Genomic DNA, 22,261 nt, shown 5'->3' with positions numbered 1-22,261 from the left:
TAATGATTTACGCTTTTATTAAAAAGGGAAGCTTTCAGGATTCCGTAAGCCTGATGATTATTTCCCGAAAATTAAGTGAACGCCCGGAAGTGGATCAGGTTTCGGTCATGATGGGCACCCCGGCGAATAAATCGATGCTGGAGTCGACCGGATTCTGGCATCCGGATTTCGCCGAGGCGACGCCCAACGATATTTGTGTCGCAGTCCGCACGCAGGAAGCGCAGTCGGAAATTCTCGATTTAATCCGTGAACAATTAGAGAAAGAGCTGAGCGCTATCGCTAATGCATCGGGCAGCTCAACGCAACTGGTCAAGGCGCGGCGCTGGGAGAGCGCCTGCCAGAAATTACCGGACGCGAATCTGTTGCTGGTTTCGGTGGCAGGGGAGTACGCCGCCGGGGTGGCGAAAGAGGGATTGTTAGCCAATAAGAGCGTGATGCTGTTTTCCGATAACGTCCCGTTGGAGCAAGAAGTTGAACTGAAAACGCTGGCTCGCGAGAAGGGGCTCATTGTGATGGGACCGGATTGCGGAACGGCAATGATCGCCGGCAGTCCACTGGCCTTTGCCAACGTTTTACCGCAGGGCGGAATTGGCGTCATCGGCGCATCGGGGACCGGGATCCAGGAAATCACCTCGCAGGTGGCGCTGCATCAACAGGGAATTAGCCACGCCATCGGCCTTGGCGGGCGCGATCTCAGCGCCGAAGTCGGCGGCATCAGCGCCCTGACCGCGCTGGAGATGCTGGCGGCCGATAGTGCGACGCAGGTTATCGCTTTTGTCTCCAAACCGCCTTCGCCACAGGTGCGTGCCCGCATCATTGCCGCCATGCAAAAACAGAATAAACCGGTGGTGGCGCTGTTCCTCGGCAGCCGTGCCGAGCAGCGCCGCGAGGGCAACGTCTGGCTGGCGAACTCGCTGGCGGACGCCGCGCAGCTGGCGGTACTGCTGATGCGGGTAGCGCAACAGCGGCAGAGCCAGCCGCAGGTTGCAGGCAAGGGGATTTATGGCCTGTACGCTGGCGGTACCCTTGCCGCCGAGGCCGCGATGCTGCTCTCCGATCATCTGGAAGTGCCGGTCAGCGACAGCCACGCCGACGGTGTGATGCTGGAAGCCGGCGGGCATCGCATTGTCGACCTTGGCGACGATAGTTACACCCTCGGCAGACCGCATCCGATGATCGACCCAACCACCCGTAGCATTGAAATTGAGAAGCTGGCGGCAATGCCGGAAGTTGGCGTGCTGTTGCTGGATGTGGTGTTGGGCTATGGCGCCTGCGCCGATCCCGCCGGGGCGGTGGTTGAGGCCATCGAGCAGGTCCGGCGTAAACGTGCCGCGCCGTTGGTGGTCATCGCCACCATGACCGGCACCGATGCCGACCCGCAGGGCCGTAGCGAGCAGATAGCCATCCTGCGCGATGCCGGGGTTGCGGTGGTCGAAACCCTCGAAGAGGCGACGCTACTGGCGGTTAGCCTGACGCAGCATCAGCCGCAGAGCGAATCGACAGCGCATAACCCGCTGCTCGACGGCGTGCAGGTCATTAATGCCGGGTTGCGCAGCTTCGCGCTGGATCTACAAAGCAGCGGTACGCCGGTAGTGCATTATCAGTGGGCGCCCGTTGCCGGCGGTAACGCTCGTCTTGCCAGTTTACTCAAGCAGTTACATTAAGTTCAGAGGTATGGATATGTACTCATCAATTGCACAGGCTAACGAAGCCATTATCGAACGAATTAAAGCCGCGCGCCCGCATTGGGTTGCCGTCCGTCCTGCGAAAGAGGCGGTGGCTGAACTATCTTCTGGACGTAAATTACTGCACGCCGGGCCGCCAATCGCCTGGCAAGAGATGACCGGGCCGATGCGCGGAGCCTGTATCGGCGCATCGTTGTTTGAAGGCTGGGCGACGAGCGAAGAAGAAGCCGTGCGGATGCTGGAGCAGGGAGAGGTGGAATTCATCCCTTGCCACCACGTGGGCGCGGTGGGGCCGATGGGCGGGATCACCTCGGCGAACATGCCGGTGCTGGTGGTGCGCGATGTGGTTCATGGTAACCAATCCTGCTGTAACCTGAATGAAGGGATCGGCAAAGTGATGCGCTTCGGCTCCTACGGCGAGGATGTGCAAACGCGTCTGCGCTGGATGCGCGACACGCTCGCGCCGGTGCTGCAGGAGGCGCTGTCACGAATGGAAAACGGCGTTGACCTGACGGCGATGATGGCGCAGGCGATTACCATGGGCGATGAGTTCCACCAGCGTAATATCGCCGCCTCGTCGCTGCTGCTGCGCACGCTGTCGCCGGTCATTGCCGGCCTGGATCGGCCAAAGGCGGAAATTGTCGCCGTGCTGCAGTTCCTCAGCGTCACCGATCAGTTCTTCCTCAACCTGGCGATGGCTTACAGCAAAGCGGTGATGGATGCGGCGGCGGAAATCAAAGCCGGCTCGGTGGTGACCGCCATGACCCGCAACGGCCGCGAGTTCGGCATTCGCGTTAGCGGTACCGGCGATCGCTGGTTTACCGCACCGGTGAATACGCCGCAGGGGCTGTTCTTCACCGGCTACAGCCAGGCGGATGCTAACCCGGACATCGGCGATAGCGCGATTACCGAAACGCTGGGGATCGGCGGCGCGGCGATGATTGCCGCACCGGGTGTGACGCGCTTCGTCGGCGCTGGCGGCATGGGCGCGGCGCTGGAAACATCGGAAGAGATGTCTGAAATCTATCTTGCCAACAACCCGCTGTTCCAGATCCCATCATGGGATTTCAAAGGCGCCTGTCTGGGATTGGATGTTCGTCGGGTCGTGGAAACCGGCATCACGCCGCTTATCAATACCGGTATTGCCCACCGCGAAGCGGGGATAGGCCAGGTGGGGGCGGGAACCGTTCGCGCGCCGCTGCTGTGCTTTGAGAAAGCGCTGGAAGCGTTGGCCGAACTGCACCACATCACAGCCTGAGTCGAGAAAGGGGCGGCGCTGCCGCCCCGGAGAGACGCCGATGAAAACCCTCAATGCGTTGGCCTGTACCGGCATTGAACAGTTAGCCGACGGCGTGTGGCAGCGCCATAGTCAGTTTTCACAGGCGGTTAATTTCGCCCACGCCGATGGGACTTTACTGACGCTGTTTCGCTACGGTAAAGGTATTGGCCCGACGGGTATTCTATTTAGCAGCACCGAGTTTGCGCAGTTGGCTAATCTTCCGCGGCTGGTTAAGCAAGGGTGCTTGTTGTGGGGTGAGGGCGTTGCCATCCGCCCGCGTCGGACGCTCAAACTTCGCTTTCCCGTCGGCCGCTCGTTTCTTCTCAATCTTTCGGCTTATTCATGCCAGAGCGGACTATGCGCCGCGCTCAATCAGCCGCTGGCGGATAGGCCGTTTTATTCATCTATTATGGGCGCGCTTGAGCGCTGGCGGCGCGGCGAGCGCCCGGACTGGGAATGGCTGATTGGCAACGGGCCAGGATTAACCCCCAGCGGCGATGATATGCTCGCCGGGATGCTGGCGGTGCTGCACGGCGCCGGTTTTTCTGACCGCCTGCACGCGTTTATCCCCCCGGCGGATCAACTTACCTCGCTGACAACTTCGGTAAGCTGTAGCTATCTGAATAGCGCCAGGCGCGGCGAGTTTTCGCTGCCGGTGGTTAAGGTGATGCGCGGGCTGCAGTCGACAGGCGATCCCAAGCGGGCAATTCAGCGTTTGCTGGCGGTAGGTCATACTTCTGGGGCTGATACCCTGCTGGGGATGGCATTCGCGCAGCACTGGTTACAGAGAGTGGATTCAAGGAGAACGCATGCTCGATCAGGAAACCATCCGCACGTTTATACAGGTCGCCGAGACCGGGAGTTTCTCCCGCGCGGCCAGTCTGCTGCACAAAACGCCAGCGGCGATTAGCTATCGTATCAAAACGCTGGAAGAGCAGGTGGCAACGCAGCTCTTCTTACGCACGACCCGATCGGTAAGCCTGACGCTGGCCGGGCAACATCTGCTTGAGCACTGTCGGCAGTGGTTGAACTGGCTCGACGTGATGCCCGATGAACTCCAGCAGATTAATGCCGGCGTCGAAAGACAGGTTAATATCGTTATCAATAATCTTCTGTATCAGCCGCAGAGCGCCGCGGATCTTCTGACCTGGCTACATCAGCAGTTTCCCTTTACCCGCTTTCAGCTTTCCCGCCAGGTCTATATGGGAGTCTGGGACTCTTTGCTATACGACGATTTCCAGCTGGCGATTGGCGTCACCGGCTCGGAATCCCTGTCCAACAATATCTCTTTATTGCCGCTCGGCGATATTCGCTGGCAGTTTGTGGTGGCGCAGAATCATCCCCTTGCCACTCATCCCGCGGCGGTGCTCTCCGACGATGCGCTACGCCGCTATCCGGCAATTAATATTGAAGATACATCGCGGACTCTGACGCGTCGTGTCGCCTGGCTGCTCAACGGGCAAAAAGAGATCAAGGTGCCGGATCTCAGCACCAAGCTGGCCTGCCATCTTAGCGGCCTGGGGGTCGGCTTTTTGCCGGAGCGGATGTGTCGCGCTTACCTGGAGTCCGGCGCGCTGGTGGCCCGTGCGGTCGCCAACCCCCGCCAGCCTTCGCCGCTCTCCGTTGCCTGGAAGAATGCCGGCAGCGGTAAAGTCGTCAGTGAAATCGCCAGGGCGTTCGAGCGCAAAGAGGCATTAGTCAGCGGTTTTTTGCGGATGGTGGATCGTCCTGCGCAAGCGTAATGCTGCGTTAGTTTCATCTGGATCAGATTGAGAAATGGCATCTTCGGTGGTTTTTGTTTACCTTTAAAAGGTCATTTTCGTGAGAATGATCTCATTTGCTTTTTTTTGATATGACCCAAGGATTACTAAATGGAAGATTTGAACGTTGTCGATAGCATCAACCATGCCGGGACCTGGCTGGCGCGCAACCAGGAGTTGCTGCTGAGCTATGCCGTCAACATCGTTGCCGCTATCGTTATCCTGATCATCGGGATGATCGTGGCGCGCATCGTTTCTAACACCGTCAACCGTCTGATGCTGGCGCGTAAGATAGACGCAACTGTCGCCGATTTTCTCTCCGCGCTGGTGCGCTACGCGATTATCGCCTTTACGCTGATTGCCGCCCTGGGCCGCGTTGGCGTGCAGACCGCCTCAGTGATTGCCGTGCTGGGCGCCGCCGGTTTGGCCGTGGGTCTGGCGCTGCAGGGGTCATTGTCGAACCTTGCCGCAGGCGTACTGCTGGTGATGTTCCGCCCGTTCCGCGCCGGTGAATATGTCGATCTCGGCGGCATCGCGGGCACCGTGCAGAACGTGCAGATTTTCTCCACTACTCTGCGTACCGTCGATGGCAAAATCGTGGTGGTGCCGAACGGCAAAATCATCGCTGGCAATATCATTAACTTCTCCCGTGAGCCGGCGCGCCGTAATGAGTTTATTATCGGCGTCTCCTACGATGCCGATATCGATAAGGTGAAACAACTGCTGACCGCGATTATCGAATCCGATGACCGCATTCTGCGCGATCGCGAAATGACCGTTCGCCTTAATGAACTGGGCGCCTCTTCGGTAAACTTCGTGGTTCGCGTATGGAGCAAAAGCAGCGACCTGCAAAACGTCTACTGGGACGTGCTGGAGCGCATTAAGCGTGATTTCGACGCTAACGGCATCAGCTTCCCGTATCCGCAGATGGACGTACACATGGTAAATCAGCAGGAAAAAGCGCAGTAATTTCTACCTGCAATGACACAAGACCGGCACCGCCGGTCTTTTTTTTGTCTTTGTGTATTAGCTTTACTTATTAATGATTAAAATTATCAATTTCCGCTAATGATGACGACGCGCTATATTCTCCGGCATTAACGATGAAACCGGAAAATTAAACGATGCTATCTTATTACTTTCAAGGGCTTGCGCTGGGTGCGGCGATGATCCTGCCGCTCGGGCCGCAAAACGCTTTCGTGATGAATCAGGGGATCCGCCGTCAGTATCATTTAATGATTGCGCTGTTGTGCGCGCTTAGCGATCTGGTGTTGATCTGCGCCGGTATTTTCGGCGGTAGCGCGCTGCTGATGCAGTCGCCGTGGCTGCTGGCGTTGGTTACCTGGGGCGGTGTCGCCTTCTTGTTATGGTATGGCTTCGGCGCGCTGAAGACGGCGATGAGCAATAATCTCGAGCTGGCCAGCGCCGAGGTCATGAAGCAAGGGCGCTGGAAAATTATCGTCACCATGCTGGCGGTGACCTGGCTTAACCCTCATGTGTATCTCGATACCTTTGTGGTGCTCGGAAGCCTCGGCGGACAGTTGGCGGTCGAGCCTAAACGCTGGTTCGCGCTGGGGACGATTAGCGCGTCATTCTTATGGTTCTTCGGCCTGGCGCTGCTGGCCGCGTGGCTGGCGCCGCGTTTACGTACCGCGCGGGCGCAGCGAATCATCAACGTGCTTGTCGGGCTGGTGATGTGGTTTATCGCCCTGCAGTTGGCAAAAGATGGCCTGCAACATATACAGATGCTCATCAACCAGGCTTAGTCCGATGGACTTTCCGCGCGTAAGCGCTAAGCTAGCTGGCATGCGTCCTTAAAATGGGCGACCTAAGCAAGATGGAGAAACGACAGTGAAGTTAAAAGTCTTAGCCCTGGCGGCAGCACTCGGATTCAGCACGATGGCGGCGCAGGCAAATGAATTGCCGGATGGCCCGCACATTGTGACTTCAGGCACAGCAAGCGTTGCAGCGGTTCCGGATATCGCCACTCTGGCGATTGAAGTTAACGTCGCGGCAAAAGATGCGGCATCGGCAAAAAAACAGGCTGACGATCGCGTTGCGCAATATCTCTCTTTCCTTGAAAAGAGCGGCATTGCCAAAAAGGATATCAGCTCGGCAAACCTGCGTACCCAACCTGATTACGACTATCAGAACGGGAAAAGCATCCTCAAGGGCTATCGCGCGGTGCGTACCGTTGAAGTTACCCTTCGTCAGCTCGATAAGCTGAATGGCCTGCTGGACGGCGCGCTGAAAGCGGGGCTGAACGAAATTCGTTCCGTATCGCTGGGCGTTGCGCAACCTGACGCCTATAAAGATAAAGCGCGTAAAGCGGCTATCGATGATGCGGTGCATCAGGCGCAGGAGCTGGCTGCTGGCTTCCACAGCAAGCTGGGGCCGGTCTATAGCGTGCGTTACCATGTTTCCAACTATCAGCCGAGCCCGATGGTTCGCATGATGAAGGCGGCTGACGCCGCGCCGGTCTCCGCCCAGGAAACCTACGAGCAGGCGACCATCCAGTTTGATGATCAGGTTGACGTGGTCTTTGAACTGCAGCCAGCACAGGCCGCCGCGCCTGCCGCGCCGGCGAAACCAGCTGAAGCGCCGAAACCGGCTCAGTAAGCCGCAGCGACAAAAAAGCCACTTCAGTGAAGTGGCTTTTTTTATGCCCGCCGTTTAATCCTGGCGCAGCACCTTGTGGCCGTAATCAATAAGCGCATCGGTCACCCGGCGCATCATGCGGCTTTCCGGCGCAAAGCGGTGCCAGTAGAGCATTCGGCGCTGGAACAGCCCCGGCGTCAGGTCGATAAGCTCGCCGCTCTTCAGTTCTTTCTCGATCTGCAGGTGCGGGATCATACAGCAGGTAGTGCCCTGACGCGCCAGCTGCACGAAGGCCTCCGACGAGTTGACGATATGGCAGGGCACGCTACCCGGCGGCAGGTCGAAGTTTTGCTGCAGGAACGCCTGGTGCATATCGTCGAGATGATCGAAGGCGACCACCGGCGCTTTCAGCAGCGCAGAACGCGTTACCCCGTTAGGGAAATAGCGTTGCGCAAATTCCTTCGAGGCGACGAACAGGTAATCGAGCGCACCGAGTTGATCGACCAGGCAGCTTGGCAGCGCCTGCGGCTGAATACTCACCGCGCCGACCACTTCCCCACGACGCAAGCGCTCCTGGGTGCGGGTTTCATCTTCAACCTGCAGATTGAGGCGGATAGGGGAGTCGGATAACACGTTGGCCAGCGCCGGCAGCAGCCAGGTCGCCAGACTGTCGGCGTTGACCGCCAACGACAGCAGCAGCGGCGTGGAGCCGGTCTGCTCATCGCCAAGCCACTCTTCTTCCAGTAGCTCAACCTGGCGCAGCAGAGCCAACAGTTTTTGCCCCTGCTCGGTCGGGCGCGGCGGCACGGTACGCACCAGCAGCGGTTGGCCAAACATGTTTTCCAGCTGTTTGATACGCTGTGAGACGGCGGACTGTGTAATGCATAGCTTCTGCGCGGCGCGCTCAAACCCACGTTCCCTAATCACCGCATCCAGCGCTTGTAATGTTCTGTAGTCCGGTCGTTTCATTATTCTGGCGTACCCCCATAACTTTTCGTTAACCCGCACTATGACATAAATTTGTTTTTGATAAAGACGAAAATGGTCTGCTCAGATGTGTGATCGCCATCGCAGGGACAATTCATCCGTCGATGTTCTATAATGCGCGGTAAGTATTCACATCTCGGACGATAATCATGACGCAGGATGAACTGAAAAAAGCAGTCGGCTGGGCAGCGCTGCAATATGTACAACCGGGCACCATTGTGGGTGTCGGCACCGGCTCCACGGCGGCGCATTTTATTGATGCGCTGGGGACCATGAAAGGGCAGATCGAAGGCGCGGTATCCAGCTCCGACGCTTCTACCGAGAAGCTGAAAAGCCTCGGTATTCCGGTATTCGACCTTAACTCCGTTGACCGCCTCGGCATCTACGTTGACGGCGCGGATGAAATTAACGGCCACATGCAGATGATCAAAGGCGGCGGCGCGGCGCTGACCCGCGAGAAGATCATCGCCTCGGTTGCCGATAAGTTTATCTGCATCGCCGACGCCTCCAAGCAGGTTGATATCCTCGGCAACTTCCCGCTGCCGGTTGAAGTGATCCCGATGGCGCGCAGCGCCGTCGCGCGTCAGCTGGTGAAGCTGGGCGGCCGCCCGGAATATCGTCAGGGCGTGGTGACGGATAACGGTAACGTGATCCTCGATGTACACGGACTGGAAATTCTTGACGCTATCGCGCTGGAAAACGCCATTAACGGTATTCCGGGCGTGGTGACCGTCGGGTTGTTCGCCAACCGCGGCGCCGACGTGGCGCTGATCGGTACCGCCGACGGCGTGAAGACCATCGTCAACAAATAAGACGATCGGGGGGAAGTTTCGCGCTTCCCCCTAAATTTTTTTCTATGGCCTTAATTTGGTGACTTGTGTCACATTTACGTAACCTTTCTGAGTAACAATCTGCCATCTATTCTCTTTCTGGTGTTTTGTCCTGTCTTTTGCTTCAACGTGATATTTCTTCAGGTCGGCGAGGCAAACGTTCATATTGCCGCGATAGTTTTTTTTGATATGTTGCTGGAAGAGTTTTTGTTCAGCACGACATCAGTACCAATAAAAACAGGACGGGGAAATGGCTAAGGTATCACTGGAAAAAGACAAGATTAAATTTCTGCTCGTTGAAGGCGTGCATCAAAAAGCAATCGATAACCTTCGTGCGGCAGGTTACACCAACATCGAATTTCACAAAGGCGCGCTCGATACTGAAGAGCTGAAAGCGTCGATCCGTGATGCCCATTTTATCGGCCTGCGTTCCCGTACTCATCTGACTGAAGAGATCTTCGCCGCGGCGGAAAAACTGGTGGCGGTGGGCTGTTTCTGTATCGGCACCAACCAGGTCGATCTGGATGCGGCGGCGAAGCGCGGTATCCCGGTATTTAACGCCCCATTCTCGAACACCCGTTCGGTGGCTGAGCTGGTCATCGGCGAGCTGCTGCTGATGCTGCGCGGCGTGCCGGAAGCTAACGCCAAGGCGCATCGCGGCGTGTGGAATAAGCAAGCGGTAGGCAGCTTTGAAGCGCGCGGCAAAAAACTGGGGATTATCGGTTACGGCCATATCGGCACCCAGCTCGGCATTCTGGCGGAATCGCTGGGGATGCACGTCTATTTTTATGATATCGAAAACAAACTGCCGCTGGGTAACGCCACGCAGGTTCAGCACCTCTCCGACCTGCTGAACATGAGCGATGTTGTTAGCCTGCACGTGCCGGAAAACGCCTCCACCAAAAATATGATGGGGCCGGAAGAGCTGGCGCTGATGAAACCGGGCGCGCTGCTGATCAACGCCTCTCGCGGCACGGTGGTCGATATCCCGGCGCTGTGCGATGCGCTGTCGCGTAAACACCTGGCCGGCGCGGCCATCGACGTCTTCCCGACGGAACCGGCGACCAACAGCGATCCGTTTAACTCTCCGCTGTGCGAATTCGATAACGTGATCCTGACGCCGCATATCGGCGGTTCAACTCAGGAAGCGCAAGAGAACATTGGTCTGGAAGTGGCAGGCAAGCTGGCGAAGTATTCCGACAACGGTTCTACGCTGTCGGCGGTGAACTTCCCGGAGGTTTCTCTGCCGCTGCACGGCGGACGCCGTCTGCTGCATATTCATGAAAACCGACCGGGCATCCTGACGGCGCTTAACCAGATTTTCGCCGCGCAGAATATCAACATCGCCGCCCAGTATCTGCAAACGACTCCGCAGATGGGCTACGTGGTAATTGATATCGAAGCCGACGGCGACGTCGCGCAGCAGGCGCTGCTGGCGATGAAAGCGATCCCGGGCACCATCCGCGCCCGTCTGCTGTACTAATTTGTTGTTGCCTCGCGGGCAGGTCTGGTACCTGCCCGTATTTTTTTAACGCCTTCCGGGCGCAACTCTCGAACTCGCGCACCTATCTACCAGCGCCAGGTTTTGCCTGGCGTAATCACCGCCGGCAGCGGTATATCCCACTGTTCGATCGGCAGGGTGTCCACCTGCTGGCAGTCGTGGGCGTAGCCTACCGGCTGCAGGCGATACTGCTGCCAGTTTTGTAAGGTACGATCGTAGAAACCGCCGCCCATCCCCAGGCGTTGACCGCTGGCATCGAAGGCGACCAGCGGGGTAATCAGCACATCGAGCTCGGCCAGCGGCAGGACGTCGCGCACGTCGAGCTTTGGTTCGTAAATCTTAAGGCGATTAAAAATCAGCTCGCTTTGCGGATGGTAATATAAAAACAGCAGATTGCCGGGGCTAAACGGATGCAGTACCGGCAGATAAACCCGCTTGCCTGCACGCCACAATTGCTCAATCAGCGGTTGGGTGTCCAGCTCGCCGTCGAAGGAGAGGAACAGCGCTACGGTATGAGCGAGAACGACGGGCGGATACGCCATCATTCGCTCAGCGGCCTGCAGGGCGAAGCGCTGCTGCTGTTCGGCACTAAGCGCGCGTCTACGCTCGCGGATCTGCTGGCGAATTTGCTGTCTGGAGAGCGGGATATCGGGCTGTATAGTCATGCTGGTCTCATTACGAGCAGGCGAAACGATACGGGAAAGTGTAATACAGGGCGGCACAGGCCGAAAACAACGTTGAGGGGATAATGCGAACTTAAGAAGGGAATCTCCGAGATGCCGCCGCAGGCTGTAACCCTTGAACCCTTGGTTCAAGGTGAATGCGTCGTCACAGTTTTAAGGCTTCTCGGGCGAACCGAGCATGCTCACCAACCGTGGAGCGCCACATTCTTGTGGTATGAAATATCGGCTCAGGGGACTGGCCCGCTTGCAAACATCTCAGAGAAATTTTGTTCTTGCGATTACTCTAACACAGTTAACTGCAAAGTGTTATTCAAACTTCGACCCCGGTCTTTCGCTTATGCGACCTTGCTCAAGCAATGCCTGTTCGATGGTCTGCTGAAGCATGCGAATGCGCTGTTCCATACTGGAGGCGTAGTCGCGGGTCTTCGCTTTTTCCTGAGTCAACTCATAGCTGATGTTCAACGCGGCGATGAAGACCAGCTGCTCAGTATTTGTGACTCTAGTGCGTTCTTTTAAATCTTGCAACCGCTGATTAAGGTCTTCAGCTGCCTGATTCAGGGCATCCCTTTGTTCAGGCGGGCAATTCACTCGCAGTGAACGGCCAAAAATTTGGAGATCTACGGGTTGTGCAGACATGCCACCTTCCTGCTGATTGACTGCGCTGCCTTCACGTCCGAGCCCGGCTCTGCGAAGGGGCGACACTATAGCTACCCTGGTGCGGGGATACAAGCCCTTTTCTGGTTCACCAGGGTCCAAAGTGGTAGCATATCATGAATATTCCTCCCAACGATGACGAATGCGCATGTCTATACAGAACGAAATGCCTGGTTACAACGATGTAGACCAGTTACTGAACCAACAAGGGGTGGGATTAACCCCGGCCGAAATGCACGGTTTGATAAGCGGCATCCTCTGCGGCGGCAACACCGACAGCAGCTGGCAGCCGCTGGTGCATGACCTGACCAACGAAGGTCTTGCCTTTGGTCATGAACTGGCCCAGGCGCTGCGTAGCATGCATTCCGCCACCAGCGACTCGCTGGAAGATGACGGCTTTCTGTTCCAGCTGTATATGCCGGAAGGCGACAACGTCAGCGTTTTCGACCGCGCCGACGCGCTGGCGGGCTGGGTTAACCATTTCCTGTTAGGCCTTGGCGTGACCCAGCCGAAGCTGGATAAAGTGAAGGATGAGACCGGCGAAGCCATCGATGATCTGCGTAACATTGCGCAACTCGGCTACGACGAAGATGAAGACCAGGAAGAGCTGGAGATGTCTCTCGAAGAGATTATTGAGTACGTACGCGTCGCCGCGTTACTGTGCCACGATACCTTTGCGCGCCAGCAGCCAACCGCACCGGAAGTACGCAAGCCAACGTTACACTAAATAAAAAACGACATTCAGGGGGCGTCATGACACAGCAGGAGTTTCTTTCTCGTCGCCAGGCATTATTGGCGCAGATGCAGCCGGGCAGCGCGGCGCTGATTTTTGCCGCGCCGGAAGCGGTACGCAGCGCAGATTCGGAATATCCCTACCGGCAGAACAGCGATTTTTGGTACTTCACCGGCTTCAATGAACCGGAAGCGCTGCTGGTGCTGATCAAAAGCGATGACACGCACAACCATAGCGTGCTGTTTAACCGCGTTCGCGATCTGACGGCGGAAATCTGGTTTGGCCGCCGTCTGGGACAGGATGCCGCGCCGGGGAAACTCGGCGTCGATCGCGCGCTGGCGTTTAGCGAAATCAACCAGCAGCTGTATCAACTGCTCAACGGCCTGGATGCTATCTATTTCGCCCAGGGCGAATATGCCTATGCCGATGAAATTGTGTTTAACGCCCTCGAAAAACTGCGTAAAGGTTCACGTCAGAACCTGCAGGCGCCGAACTCCGTCATCGACTGGCGGCCTGTGGTGCATGAAATGCGCCTGTTTAAATCCGCGGAAGAGCTGGAAGTAATGCGCCGCGCCGGCGAGATTTCCGCCCTTGCCCATACCCGGGCGATGGAAAAATGCCGCCCAGGCATGTTCGAATATCAGCTGGAAGGCGAAATTCTCCATGAATTCAACCGCCATGGCGCGCGTTTCCCGTCTTATAACACCATCGTTGGCGGCGGCGAAAACGCCTGCATCCTGCACTACACCGAAAACGAATCCGAACTGCGTGATGGCGATTTAGTGCTGATTGACGCCGGCTGTGAATACCGCGGCTATGCGGGCGATATCACCCGCACCTTCCCGATTAACGGTAAATTCACTAAACCGCAGCGTGAAATCTACGACATCGTGCTGGAATCGCTGGAAACCGCGCTGGAGCTGTATCGTCCGGGTACCTCTATTTATGAAGTTAATCAGGAAGTGGTGCGCATTATGATTACCGGCCTGGTGCGGCTGGGGATCCTGAAAGGCGAGATTGACGAGCTTATCGCCAACAACGCCCACCGCCCGTACTTTATGCATGGCCTGAGCCACTGGTTGGGTCTGGATGTGCACGATGTCGGTAATTACGACACCGACCGTTCGCGGGTACTGGAACCGGGAATGGTGTTGACCGTCGAGCCGGGGCTGTATATCGCCACCGACGCCGACGTACCGGCGCAATATCGCGGCATCGGTATTCGTATTGAAGATGACATCGTGATTACCGAAGATGGCAACGAAAATCTCACCGCCAGCGTGGTGAAGAAGGCGGATGAGATCGAGGCGCTGATGGCGGCGGCGTGCCAGTCATGAGCGTGCTGATTGTCGGCGGCGGGATGACCGGCGCGACGCTCGCGCTGGCCATCTCCCGTTTGACCGGCGGTGCGCTGCCGGTTCATCTGATTGAAGCGCAGGATCCGGCGTCGTCACGCCACCCAGGTTTTGACGATCGGGCGATCGCCCTGGCTGCGGGCACCTGCCAGCAGCTGGCGCGCATCGGTATCTGGCAGAACCTTGCTAAACGAGCGACGCCTATCCAGCGGGTACACGTCAGCGACCGCGGCCATGCCGGTTTTGTAAACCTGGCGGCGGCCGATTACGGCCTGTCGGCGCTGGGGCAGGTGGTTGAACTCCACGATGTCGGCCAGCGGCTGTTTAGCCTGCTGCGCGAGGCGCCGGGCGTCACCCTGCACTGTCCGACGAAAGTGGAAGCGGTCAACCGCAGCCAGGACAGCGTCAGCCTCACCCTTGATAGCGGCGAAACGATCAACGGTAAGCTGCTGGTGGCGGCAGATGGTTCGCGTTCGTCGCTGGGCGCGCGCTGCGGCATTAGCTGGCAGCAGCAGCCCTATGAGCAACTGGCGATTATCGCCAACGTTAGCACCGCGTTGCCGCACGAAGGCCGCGCCTTCGAACGCTTTACCGAGCATGGTCCGCTGGCGATGCTGCCGATGTCGCAAGGGCGCTGTTCGCTGGTGTGGTGCCATCCGCAGTCGCGGCGCGACGAGGTGCTGAGCTGGTCTGACGAACGTTTTTGCCAGCAATTACAGCAGGCGTTCGGCTGGCGGCTGGGGCGCATTACCCATGCCGGTAAGCGTAGCGTCTATCCGCTGGCGTTAACTACCGCTATCCGTTCGGTGTCGCACCGTCTGGCGCTGGTCGGCAACGCGGCGCAGACATTACACCCGATCGCCGGGCAGGGCTTTAATCTCGGTCTGCGCGACGTGATGAGCCTGGCTGAAATGCTTGCCGATGCCCACGCGCTCGGCGAGGATGTGGGCAATTATTCCCTGCTGTGCCGTTATCAGGCGCGGCGAGCGGATGATAAAGCCGCCACCATCGGCGTGACCGATGGGCTGGTGCATCTCTTTGCCAACCGTTGGGCGCCGCTGGTGGCGGGGCGCAACGTCGGGCTAATGGCGATGGAATTATTTACCCCGGCGCGCGATGCGCTGGCGCAGCGTACCCTCGGTTGGGTTCCCCGTTAAGGAGTAGAACGTGCAAAGTGTTGATGTTGCCATTGTTGGCGGCGGAATGGTGGGACTGGCGGTGGCCTGTGGTTTACAGGGCAGCGGCCTGCGCGTCGCGGTGCTGGAACAAGCGGCGCCGCAGCCTCTTGACGCCGATGCGCCGCCGGCGCTGCGCGTTTCGGCTATTAATGCCGCCAGCGAAAAGCTACTGGATAAGCTGGGCGTCTGGAGCGAAATCATCGCCCAGCGCGCCAGCTGCTATCACGGCATGGAAGTGTGGGACAAAGATAGCTTTGGCCGCATTAGCTTCGATGACCAGAGCATGGGCTTTAGCCATCTGGGCCATATTATTGAAAATGCCGTGGTGCATCACGCGCTGTGGCAGAAGGCGCAGCGCTGTGCTGACGTTACCCTGCTGGCGCCTGCGCAGCTGCAGCAGGTGGCGTGGGGCGAAAACGAAGCCTTCCTGAGCCTGCAGGACGGCAGCATGCTGACCGCGCGGCTGGTGGTCGGCGCCGATGGCGCCAATTCGTGGCTGCGCAATAAAGCCGATATTCCACTGACCTTCTGGGACTATCGCCATCATGCGCTGGTGGCGACGATACGTACCACCGAGCCGCATCAGGCGGTGGCGCGTCAGGCGTTTCACGGCGAAGGCATTCTGGCCTTCCTGCCGCTTAGCGATCCGCATCTGTGCTCGATCGTCTGGTCGCTGTCGCCGGAGGAGGCGCAGCGGATGCAGCAGGCCGATGCAGCCGCGTTTAACCAGGCGCTGAACATCGCTTTTGATAATCGCCTTGGCCTTTGCCAGCTTGAAAGCGATCGGCAGGTTTTCCCGCTGACCGGACGCTACGCGCGTCAGTTCGCCGCCCATCGTCTGGCGCTGGTTGGCGATGCCGCCCACACTATTCATCCGCTGGCCGGGCAGGGGGTAAACCTTGGCTTTATGGACGCCGCCGAACTTATCGACGAGCTGAAGCGCCTGCACGCGCAGGGTAAAGATATCGGTCAGCATTTGTACCTGCGCCGCTATGAGCGCAGCCGCAAGCACAGCGCCGCGCTGATGCTGGCGGGTATGCAGGGGTTCCGCGAAATGTTCTCCGGCAGCCATCCGGCGAAGAAATTCCTCCGCGACATGGGGCTCAAACTGGCCGATTCGCTGCCTGGCGTAAAACCGCAGCTGATTCGTCAGGCGATGGGCCTTAACGATCTCCCCGCCTGGTTACGTTAACCCCGTCACACTTCTTTTACCCGGCCTGCGCGCCGGGTTTTCTCCCTCATTTGAAATATTCTAATTTCACCTCTTATTTCGCATTAGTTTTATTAATGCGCTCTTTTTTTTGTTAAAGAAATTAGGCCCGTAAAATCGCATAAAACACCATCATCACCTGACTGGTTGGCTCATCATGTTAATTTTATGTGGCATAAATCGCTTTTTTCCAGTCAATAACTCTGTAGGCTTTCCGGCGCGCTTTGGTCATAAGCTAATGTGATGTCCTGATTTACCTTATGGTTTAGCACCGGGTTCGGTGGTAAGTTCAGGCAAAAGAGAACGTTTGCGTCGGTGTCCGTAAGCGGTGCCGTCGCCGGATTTCGTGGCGCAAAATCGCCGACAATATCGTGGCTGGTTCCGTTTTATTCGATGAGGAAAAGATGGCTCAACAGACTCCGTTGTATGAACAACACACGCTGTGCGGCGCTCGCATGGTGGATTTCCATGGCTGGATGATGCCGCTGCATTACGGGTCCCAGATTGATGAGCACCACGCGGTGCGCGGCGATGCAGGGATGTTCGATGTGTCGCATATGACCATCGTCGATTTCCACGGCAGCCGGATCAGAGAGTTCTTGCGCTATTTGCTGGCAAACGATGTGGCGAAGCTTACCACCCCAGGCAAAGCGCTCTACACCGGCATGCTAACCGCTTCCGCCGGCGTCATCGATGACCTGATTGTTTATTTCCTTTCTGAAGATTATTTCCGCCTCGTTGTTAACTCCGCCACTCGTGAAAAAGACCTCGCCTGGATTTCCGAACAAGCCGAACCTTACGGTCTTGAAATCACCGTTCGCGACGATCTGTCGCTGATCGCGGTGCAGGGTCCGCAGGCGAAAGCGAAGGCGGCGACGCTGTTCACCGACGCTCAGCGCCAGGCCGTGGAAGGCATGAAGCCGTTCTTCGGCGTACAGGCCGGCGACCTGTTTATCGCCACCACCGGTTATACCGGCGAAGCGGGTTATGAAATCGCTATGCCGAACGAGCAGGCGGCGGATTTCTGGCGCGGTCTGCTGGACGCCGGCGTTAAGCCGTGTGGTCTTGGCGCGCGCGATACTCTGCGCCTGGAAGCCGGGATGAACCTGTATGGCCAGGAGATGGATGAAGGCGTCTCGCCGCTGGCGGCGAACATGGGCTGGACTATCGCCTGGGAGCCCGCCGATCGTAAATTCATCGGCCGCGAAGCGCTGGAAATGCAGCGCGAAAAAGGCACCGAGCAGCTGGTTGGCCTGGTGATGACCGAGAAAGGCGTCCTGCGCGGCGGCCTGCCGGTACGTTTTACCGATAGCGACGGTAATCAAAAAGAAGGCATTATCACCAGCGGCACCTTCTCGCCGACGCTGGGCTACAGCATCGCGCTGGCTCGCGTACCGGCCGGGATTGGCGAAACCGCGGTGGTGCAAATTCGTAACCGTGAAATGCCGGTAAAAGTGACTAAACCTGGTTTTGTACGCAATGGCAAAGCCATTGTGTGATTTCCCTTTTTTGGAGATGAATTGATGAGCAACGTACCAGCAGAACTGAAATACAGCAAAGAACACGAGTGGCTGCGTAAAGAAGCGGACGGTACCTATACCGTTGGGATCACCGAGCACGCGCAGGAGCTGCTTGGCGACATGGTTTTCGTTGACCTGCCGGAAGTGGGCGCCACCGTTGAAGCGGGCGCCGATTGCGCCGTTGCCGAATCTGTGAAAGCGGCTTCTGATATCTACGCGCCGATTAGCGGTGAAATCGTTGCCGTCAACGAAGAGCTGAACGACTCTCCGGAACTGGTCAACAGCGACCCGTATGCCGACGGCTGGATCTTCAAAATTAAAGCCAGCGACGAAGCGCAGGTTGCCGCGCTGCTGGATGCGACCGCCTATGAAGCTCTGTTAGAAGACGAATAAGCCTTTACCCTCTCCCCTGTGGGGAGAGGGAAGGGTGAGGGGAACCGATAATACCCTCACCCCAGCCCTCTCCCTAAGGGAGAGGGAGAAAACACATTCACCGCACGTTTCAGGAACCATCGCTCATGACTCAGACTTTAAGTCAGCTTGAAAACCGCGACGCCTTTATTGAACGTCACATTGGCTCGGACGCTCAGCAGCAGCAAGAGATGCTGAAGACCGTCGGCGCGGATTCGCTTAACGCCCTGATTGGCCAGATTGTGCCGCAGGATATCCAGCTGGCGACCCCACCACAGGTGGGCGACGCGACTACCGAATTCGCCGCGCTGGCGGAGCTGAAGGCGATCGCCGGTCGCAACAAGCGCTTCAAGTCTTACATCGGCATGGGCTACACCGCCGTGCAACTACCGCCGGTCATTCAGCGCAACATGCTGGAAAACCCGGGCTGGTACACCGCCTACACCCCTTACCAACCGGAAGTATCCCAGGGCCGTCTGGAATCACTGCTCAACTTCCAGCAGGTGACACTGGATCTGACCGGGTTGGATATCGCTTCCGCTTCGCTGCTTGATGAAGCCACCGCCGCCGCCGAAGCGATGGCGATGGCCAAACGCGTGAGCAAACTGAAGAACGCCAACCGCTTCTTCGTTGCCGCCGACGTTCATCCACAAACGCTGGATGTGGTTCGCACCCGCGCGGAAACCTTTGGCTTCGACGTGATTGTCGATGACGCCGACAAAGTGCTCGATCACCAGGATGTCTTTGGCGTGCTGCTGCAGCAGGTTGGCACCACCGGTGAAATCCACGATTACAGTAAACTTATCGCCGAGCTGAAAGCGCGCAAAGTGATTGTCAGCGTCGCCGCTGACTTTATGGCGCTGGTGCTGCTGACGGCGCCGGGCAAGCAGGGCGCCGATATTGTCTTCGGTTCCGCTCAACGTTTCGGCGTGCCGATGGGCTATGGCGGCCCGCACGCGGCCTTCTTCGCGGCGAAAGATGAATTCAAACGCTCCATGCCGGGCCGTATTATCGGCGTATCGAAAGATGCGGCGGGTAATACCGCGCTGCGCATGGCGATGCAGACTCGCGAGCAGCATATCCGCCGCGAGAAAGCGAACTCCAACATTTGTACCTCGCAGGTTCTGCTGGCCAACATCGCCAGCCTGTACGCGGTTTTCCACGGCCCGGCGGGCCTGAAACGTATCGCTGGCCGCATTCATCGCCTGACCGACATTCTGGCCGACGGCCTGCAGAAGAAAGGGCTGAAGCTGCGCCATGCGCACTACTTCGACACCCTTTGCGTCGAAGTGGCGGATAAAGCCGCGGTGCTGGCGCGTGCCGAAGCGCTGCAGATTAACCTGCGTAGCGATATTCACGGCGCGGTTGGCATTACGCTCGATGAAGCGACCACCCGCGAAGATGTGCTGAACCTGTTCCGCGCCATCGTCGGCGACGATCACGGTCTGGATATCGATACCCTGGATAAAGACGTGGCGCTGGATAGCCGTTCGATCCCGGCGGCGATGCTGCGCGACGATGCGATCCTCACCCATCCGGTGTTTAACCGCTACCATAGCGAAACCGAGATGATGCGCTACATGCACGCGCTGGAGCGTAAAGATCTGGCGCTGAACCAGGCGATGATCCCTCTGGGATCCTGTACCATGAAACTGAACGCCGCGGCGGAGATGATCCCGATCACCTGGCCGGAATTTGCCGAGCTGCACCCGTTCTGCCCGGTCGAGCAGGCGGAAGGTTATCATCAGATGATCGCCCAGCTTTCTGACTGGCTGGTTAAATTGACCGGCTATGACGCCGTCTGTATGCAGCCGAACTCCGGCGCGCAGGGCGAGTATGCTGGCCTGCTGGCGATTCGCCACTATCACGAGAGCCGCAACGAAGGCCATCGCGATATCTGCCTGATCCCAAGCTCCGCGCACGGCACTAACCCGGCTTCCGCGCAGATGGCGGGTATGCAGGTGGTGGTCGTTGCCTGCGACAAAAACGGCAACATCGATCTTGCCGATCTGCGTGAAAAAGCAGAGCAGGCGGGGGCGAATCTCTCCTGCATCATGGTCACCTATCCGTCGACCCACGGCGTGTATGAAGAGACCATCCGTGAAGTGTGCGAGATAGTGCATCAGTTCGGCGGTCAGGTTTACCTCGACGGCGCCAATATGAACGCCCAGGTTGGGATCACTTCTCCGGGCTTTATCGGCGCTGACGTTTCACACCTCAACCTGCATAAAACCTTCTGCATTCCGCACGGCGGCGGCGGCCCAGGTATGGGCCCTATCGGCGTGAAAGCGCACCTGGCGCCGTTTGTACCGGGCCACAGCGTGGTACAGATTGAAGGCATGCTGACCCGTCAGGGCGCGGTTTCCGCCGCGCCGTTCGGCAGCGCCTCTATCCTGCCGATCAGCTGGATGTATATCCGCATGATGGGCGCGGAAGGGCTGAAGCAGGCGAGCCAGAACGCGATTCTCAACGCTAACTATATCGCTACCCGGCTGAAAGATGCCTACCCGGTGCTGTATACCGGCCGCGATGGTCGCGTGGCGCACGAATGTATTCTCGATATTCGTCCGCTGAAAGAAGAGACCGGCATAAGCGAGTTGGATATTGCTAAGCGCCTGATCGACTTCGGTTTCCATGCGCCGACCATGTCCTTCCCGGTTGCCGGGACGCTGATGGTTGAGCCGACAGAATCTGAAAGCAAGGTAGAGCTGGACCGCTTTATTGACGCCATGCTGGCGATCCGCGCGGAAATCGATCGCGTTAAAGCCGGTGAATGGCCGCTGGAAGATAACCCGCTGGTGAACGCGCCGCACACCCAGGGTGAGCTGGTTGGCGAGTGGAACCATCCGTACAGCCGCGAGCTGGCGGTATTCCCGGCTGGGTTGCACAACAAGTACTGGCCGACAGTAAAACGCCTGGATGACGTGTATGGCGACCGTAACCTGTTCTGCTCCTGCGTCCCGATGAGCGAATACCAGTAAGTGGTGAATTAGCTAAACTTTTAAAGGCGCTGCGGCGCCTTTATTTTTTGGAGGAAAGGTATGGCGATAGCTCTGATTAGCGGCGCGAGCCGCGGCATAGGCCGGGCGACGGCGCTGCTGCTGGCGCAGGAAGGGTATACCGTCGCGGTTAATTATCATCACAACATTAAAGCCGCCACCGAAGTGGTCAATACCATTGTTGAATCTGGCGGCAAAGCCACGGCGCTGCGGGCGGATATCAGCGATGAAGCGCAGGTGATGGCGATGTTTGAGGCGGTTGACCGCATGGGCGAACCGCTGACGGCGTTGGTCAACAACGCCGGGATCCTGTTTACCCAATGTACGGTGGAGAGCCTGAGCGCCGAGCGTATTAACCGCGTGCTGGCCACCAACGTCACCGGATACTTTCTTTGCTGTCGCGAGACGGTCAAGCGCATGTCGCATCGGCATGGCGGCAAGGGCGGGGCGATAGTTAACGTTTCGTCGGCGGCCTCGCGCCTTGGCGCGCCGGGAGAGTACGTTGACTATGCCGCGTCGAAAGGGGCGGTAGATACCCTGACGACCGGGCTGGCGCTGGAAGTGGCGGCGCAGGGGATTCGGGTAAACGGCGTGCGTCCGGGGCTGATTTATACCGAGATGCACGCCTCCGGCGGCGAACCGGGACGCGTGGACCGGGTGAAAAGTTCGCTACCGATGCAGCGCGGCGGTCAGCCGGAAGAGGTCGCTCAGGCCATTGCCTGGCTGCTGAGCGACAAAGCGTCGTATGTGACGGGTAGCTTCCTCGAACTGGCGGGCGGTAAATAACCCTGGCCATCGTTCAATAGCCCGGCGACGCAGCGCGAGCCGGGGAAACCTTCCCGGATGGCGGCTACGCCTTATCCGGGCTACCCAACGAT

20 protein-coding genes and 1 other RNA gene are annotated in these 22,261 nt (G+C 58.0%); 17 read left to right on the top strand and 4 right to left on the bottom strand.

Annotated features, from left to right (window positions below):
- The first annotated feature begins 2 nt into the window (after window positions 1-2).
- The 7 genes from ACSEMK_RS23315 to ACSEMK_RS23285 all read left to right on the top strand — a co-directional run bounded on the left by ACSEMK_RS23315 (window position 3) and on the right by ACSEMK_RS23285 (window position 7,343).
- Window positions 3-1,664, top strand: coding sequence for an acyl-CoA synthetase FdrA (locus ACSEMK_RS23315; RefSeq protein WP_337071935.1), 1,662 nt, complete (start codon window positions 3-5; stop codon window positions 1,662-1,664).
- Window positions 1,665-1,680: 16 nt separating this feature from the next.
- Window positions 1,681-2,943, top strand: a complete 1,263-nt coding sequence (locus ACSEMK_RS23310) for a DUF1116 domain-containing protein (protein WP_435336649.1) — start codon at window positions 1,681-1,683, stop codon at window positions 2,941-2,943.
- Window positions 2,944-2,983: 40 nt separating this feature from the next.
- Window positions 2,984-3,874: a DUF2877 domain-containing protein gene (locus ACSEMK_RS23305; protein WP_430914693.1), complete on the top strand. Its 891-nt coding sequence runs from the start codon at window positions 2,984-2,986 to the stop codon at window positions 3,872-3,874.
- Entirely contained in the window at window positions 3,774-4,706 is a 933-nt protein-coding gene (gene allS / locus ACSEMK_RS23300; protein WP_032706364.1) for an HTH-type transcriptional activator AllS, read from the top strand. Before ACSEMK_RS23305 ends, allS begins: the two co-directional genes overlap by 101 nt.
- Window positions 4,707-4,835: 129 nt before the next feature.
- Window positions 4,836-5,693 (top strand): small-conductance mechanosensitive channel MscS, encoded by an 858-nt coding sequence (locus ACSEMK_RS23295; protein ID WP_015369769.1) that lies wholly within the window; start codon window positions 4,836-4,838, stop codon window positions 5,691-5,693.
- Between the two features lie 155 nt (window positions 5,694-5,848).
- Window positions 5,849-6,490: an arginine exporter ArgO gene (gene argO, locus ACSEMK_RS23290; RefSeq protein WP_049046650.1), complete on the top strand. Its 642-nt coding sequence runs from the start codon at window positions 5,849-5,851 to the stop codon at window positions 6,488-6,490.
- Between the two features lie 85 nt (window positions 6,491-6,575).
- The gene (locus ACSEMK_RS23285) at window positions 6,576-7,343 is read left to right on the top strand and encodes an oxidative stress defense protein (RefSeq protein WP_087859762.1); all 768 of its coding nucleotides are present in this window, start codon (window positions 6,576-6,578) and stop codon (window positions 7,341-7,343) included.
- A 54-nt stretch (window positions 7,344-7,397) separates the two neighbouring features.
- Here the strand turns inward: ACSEMK_RS23285 and argP are convergent, their stop codons facing one another.
- Window positions 7,398-8,291 carry a DNA-binding transcriptional regulator ArgP gene (gene argP, locus ACSEMK_RS23280; RefSeq protein WP_008806448.1) on the bottom strand — a complete coding sequence of 298 codons (894 nt, stop codon included), beginning with the start codon at window positions 8,289-8,291 and terminating at the stop codon, window positions 7,398-7,400.
- A gap of 167 nt (window positions 8,292-8,458) precedes the next feature.
- Between argP and rpiA the strand changes: the two genes are divergently transcribed.
- Both rpiA and serA read left to right on the top strand, forming a co-directional pair.
- The gene (gene rpiA / locus ACSEMK_RS23275) at window positions 8,459-9,121 is read left to right on the top strand and encodes a ribose-5-phosphate isomerase RpiA (RefSeq protein ID WP_015369772.1); all 663 of its coding nucleotides are present in this window, start codon (window positions 8,459-8,461) and stop codon (window positions 9,119-9,121) included.
- 268 nt (window positions 9,122-9,389) lie between these two features.
- Window positions 9,390-10,622, top strand: coding sequence for a phosphoglycerate dehydrogenase (serA, locus tag ACSEMK_RS23270; RefSeq protein ID WP_015369774.1), 1,233 nt, complete (start codon window positions 9,390-9,392; stop codon window positions 10,620-10,622).
- An 86-nt stretch (window positions 10,623-10,708) separates the two neighbouring features.
- On the opposite strand, the gene ACSEMK_RS23265 is transcribed toward serA, so the two are convergent.
- The 3 genes from ACSEMK_RS23265 to zapA form a co-directional block, all read right to left on the bottom strand.
- Window positions 10,709-11,305 carry a 5-formyltetrahydrofolate cyclo-ligase gene (locus ACSEMK_RS23265; protein ID WP_430914692.1) on the bottom strand — a complete coding sequence of 199 codons (597 nt, stop codon included), beginning with the start codon at window positions 11,303-11,305 and terminating at the stop codon, window positions 10,709-10,711.
- Window positions 11,306-11,404: 99 nt separating this feature from the next.
- Window positions 11,405-11,588, bottom strand: a non-coding RNA gene (gene ssrS / locus ACSEMK_RS23260) — 6S RNA.
- Window positions 11,589-11,629: 41 nt separating this feature from the next.
- Complete coding sequence (zapA, locus tag ACSEMK_RS23255; protein ID WP_004205298.1) at window positions 11,630-11,959, bottom strand: cell division protein ZapA; 330 nt, start codon at window positions 11,957-11,959, stop codon at window positions 11,630-11,632.
- Window positions 11,960-12,125: 166 nt separating this feature from the next.
- On the opposite strand from zapA, the gene ACSEMK_RS23250 reads away from it, so the two are divergent.
- The 8 genes from ACSEMK_RS23250 to ACSEMK_RS23215 all read left to right on the top strand — a co-directional run bounded on the left by ACSEMK_RS23250 (window position 12,126) and on the right by ACSEMK_RS23215 (window position 22,169).
- The gene (locus tag ACSEMK_RS23250) at window positions 12,126-12,704 is read left to right on the top strand and encodes a YecA family protein (RefSeq protein WP_015703432.1); all 579 of its coding nucleotides are present in this window, start codon (window positions 12,126-12,128) and stop codon (window positions 12,702-12,704) included.
- Between the two features lie 26 nt (window positions 12,705-12,730).
- Complete coding sequence (gene pepP / locus ACSEMK_RS23245) at window positions 12,731-14,047, top strand: Xaa-Pro aminopeptidase (RefSeq protein WP_430914691.1); 1,317 nt, start codon at window positions 12,731-12,733, stop codon at window positions 14,045-14,047.
- Window positions 14,044-15,222: a 2-octaprenyl-6-methoxyphenyl hydroxylase gene (gene ubiH / locus ACSEMK_RS23240; protein ID WP_316424744.1), complete on the top strand. Its 1,179-nt coding sequence runs from the start codon at window positions 14,044-14,046 to the stop codon at window positions 15,220-15,222. Before pepP ends, ubiH begins: the two co-directional genes overlap by 4 nt.
- 10 nt (window positions 15,223-15,232) lie before the next feature.
- On the top strand, window positions 15,233-16,435 hold the full coding sequence (gene ubiI / locus ACSEMK_RS23235; protein ID WP_015703429.1) for an FAD-dependent 2-octaprenylphenol hydroxylase: 1,203 nt from the start codon (window positions 15,233-15,235) through the stop codon (window positions 16,433-16,435).
- 422 nt (window positions 16,436-16,857) lie between these two features.
- Window positions 16,858-17,952 carry a glycine cleavage system aminomethyltransferase GcvT gene (gcvT, locus tag ACSEMK_RS23230; RefSeq protein WP_316424745.1) on the top strand — a complete coding sequence of 365 codons (1,095 nt, stop codon included), beginning with the start codon at window positions 16,858-16,860 and terminating at the stop codon, window positions 17,950-17,952.
- A 24-nt stretch (window positions 17,953-17,976) separates the two neighbouring features.
- Window positions 17,977-18,366, top strand: a complete 390-nt coding sequence (gene gcvH, locus ACSEMK_RS23225) for a glycine cleavage system protein GcvH (protein ID WP_015703428.1) — start codon at window positions 17,977-17,979, stop codon at window positions 18,364-18,366.
- Window positions 18,367-18,491: 125 nt separating this feature from the next.
- Complete coding sequence (gene gcvP, locus ACSEMK_RS23220; protein ID WP_087859757.1) at window positions 18,492-21,365, top strand: aminomethyl-transferring glycine dehydrogenase; 2,874 nt, start codon at window positions 18,492-18,494, stop codon at window positions 21,363-21,365.
- 60 nt (window positions 21,366-21,425) lie between these two features.
- Window positions 21,426-22,169: an SDR family oxidoreductase gene (locus ACSEMK_RS23215; RefSeq protein WP_430914690.1), complete on the top strand. Its 744-nt coding sequence runs from the start codon at window positions 21,426-21,428 to the stop codon at window positions 22,167-22,169.
- Window positions 22,170-22,261 lie beyond the last annotated feature (92 nt).

The sequence above is a fragment of the Klebsiella sp. K-3 genome, assembly GCF_051207495.1.
Classification (GTDB): Bacteria; Pseudomonadota; Gammaproteobacteria; order Enterobacterales; family Enterobacteriaceae; genus Klebsiella; species Klebsiella aerogenes.
Note: the sequence above shows the minus strand (reverse complement) of the source record. Positions and strands in the feature narration are given on the sequence as shown.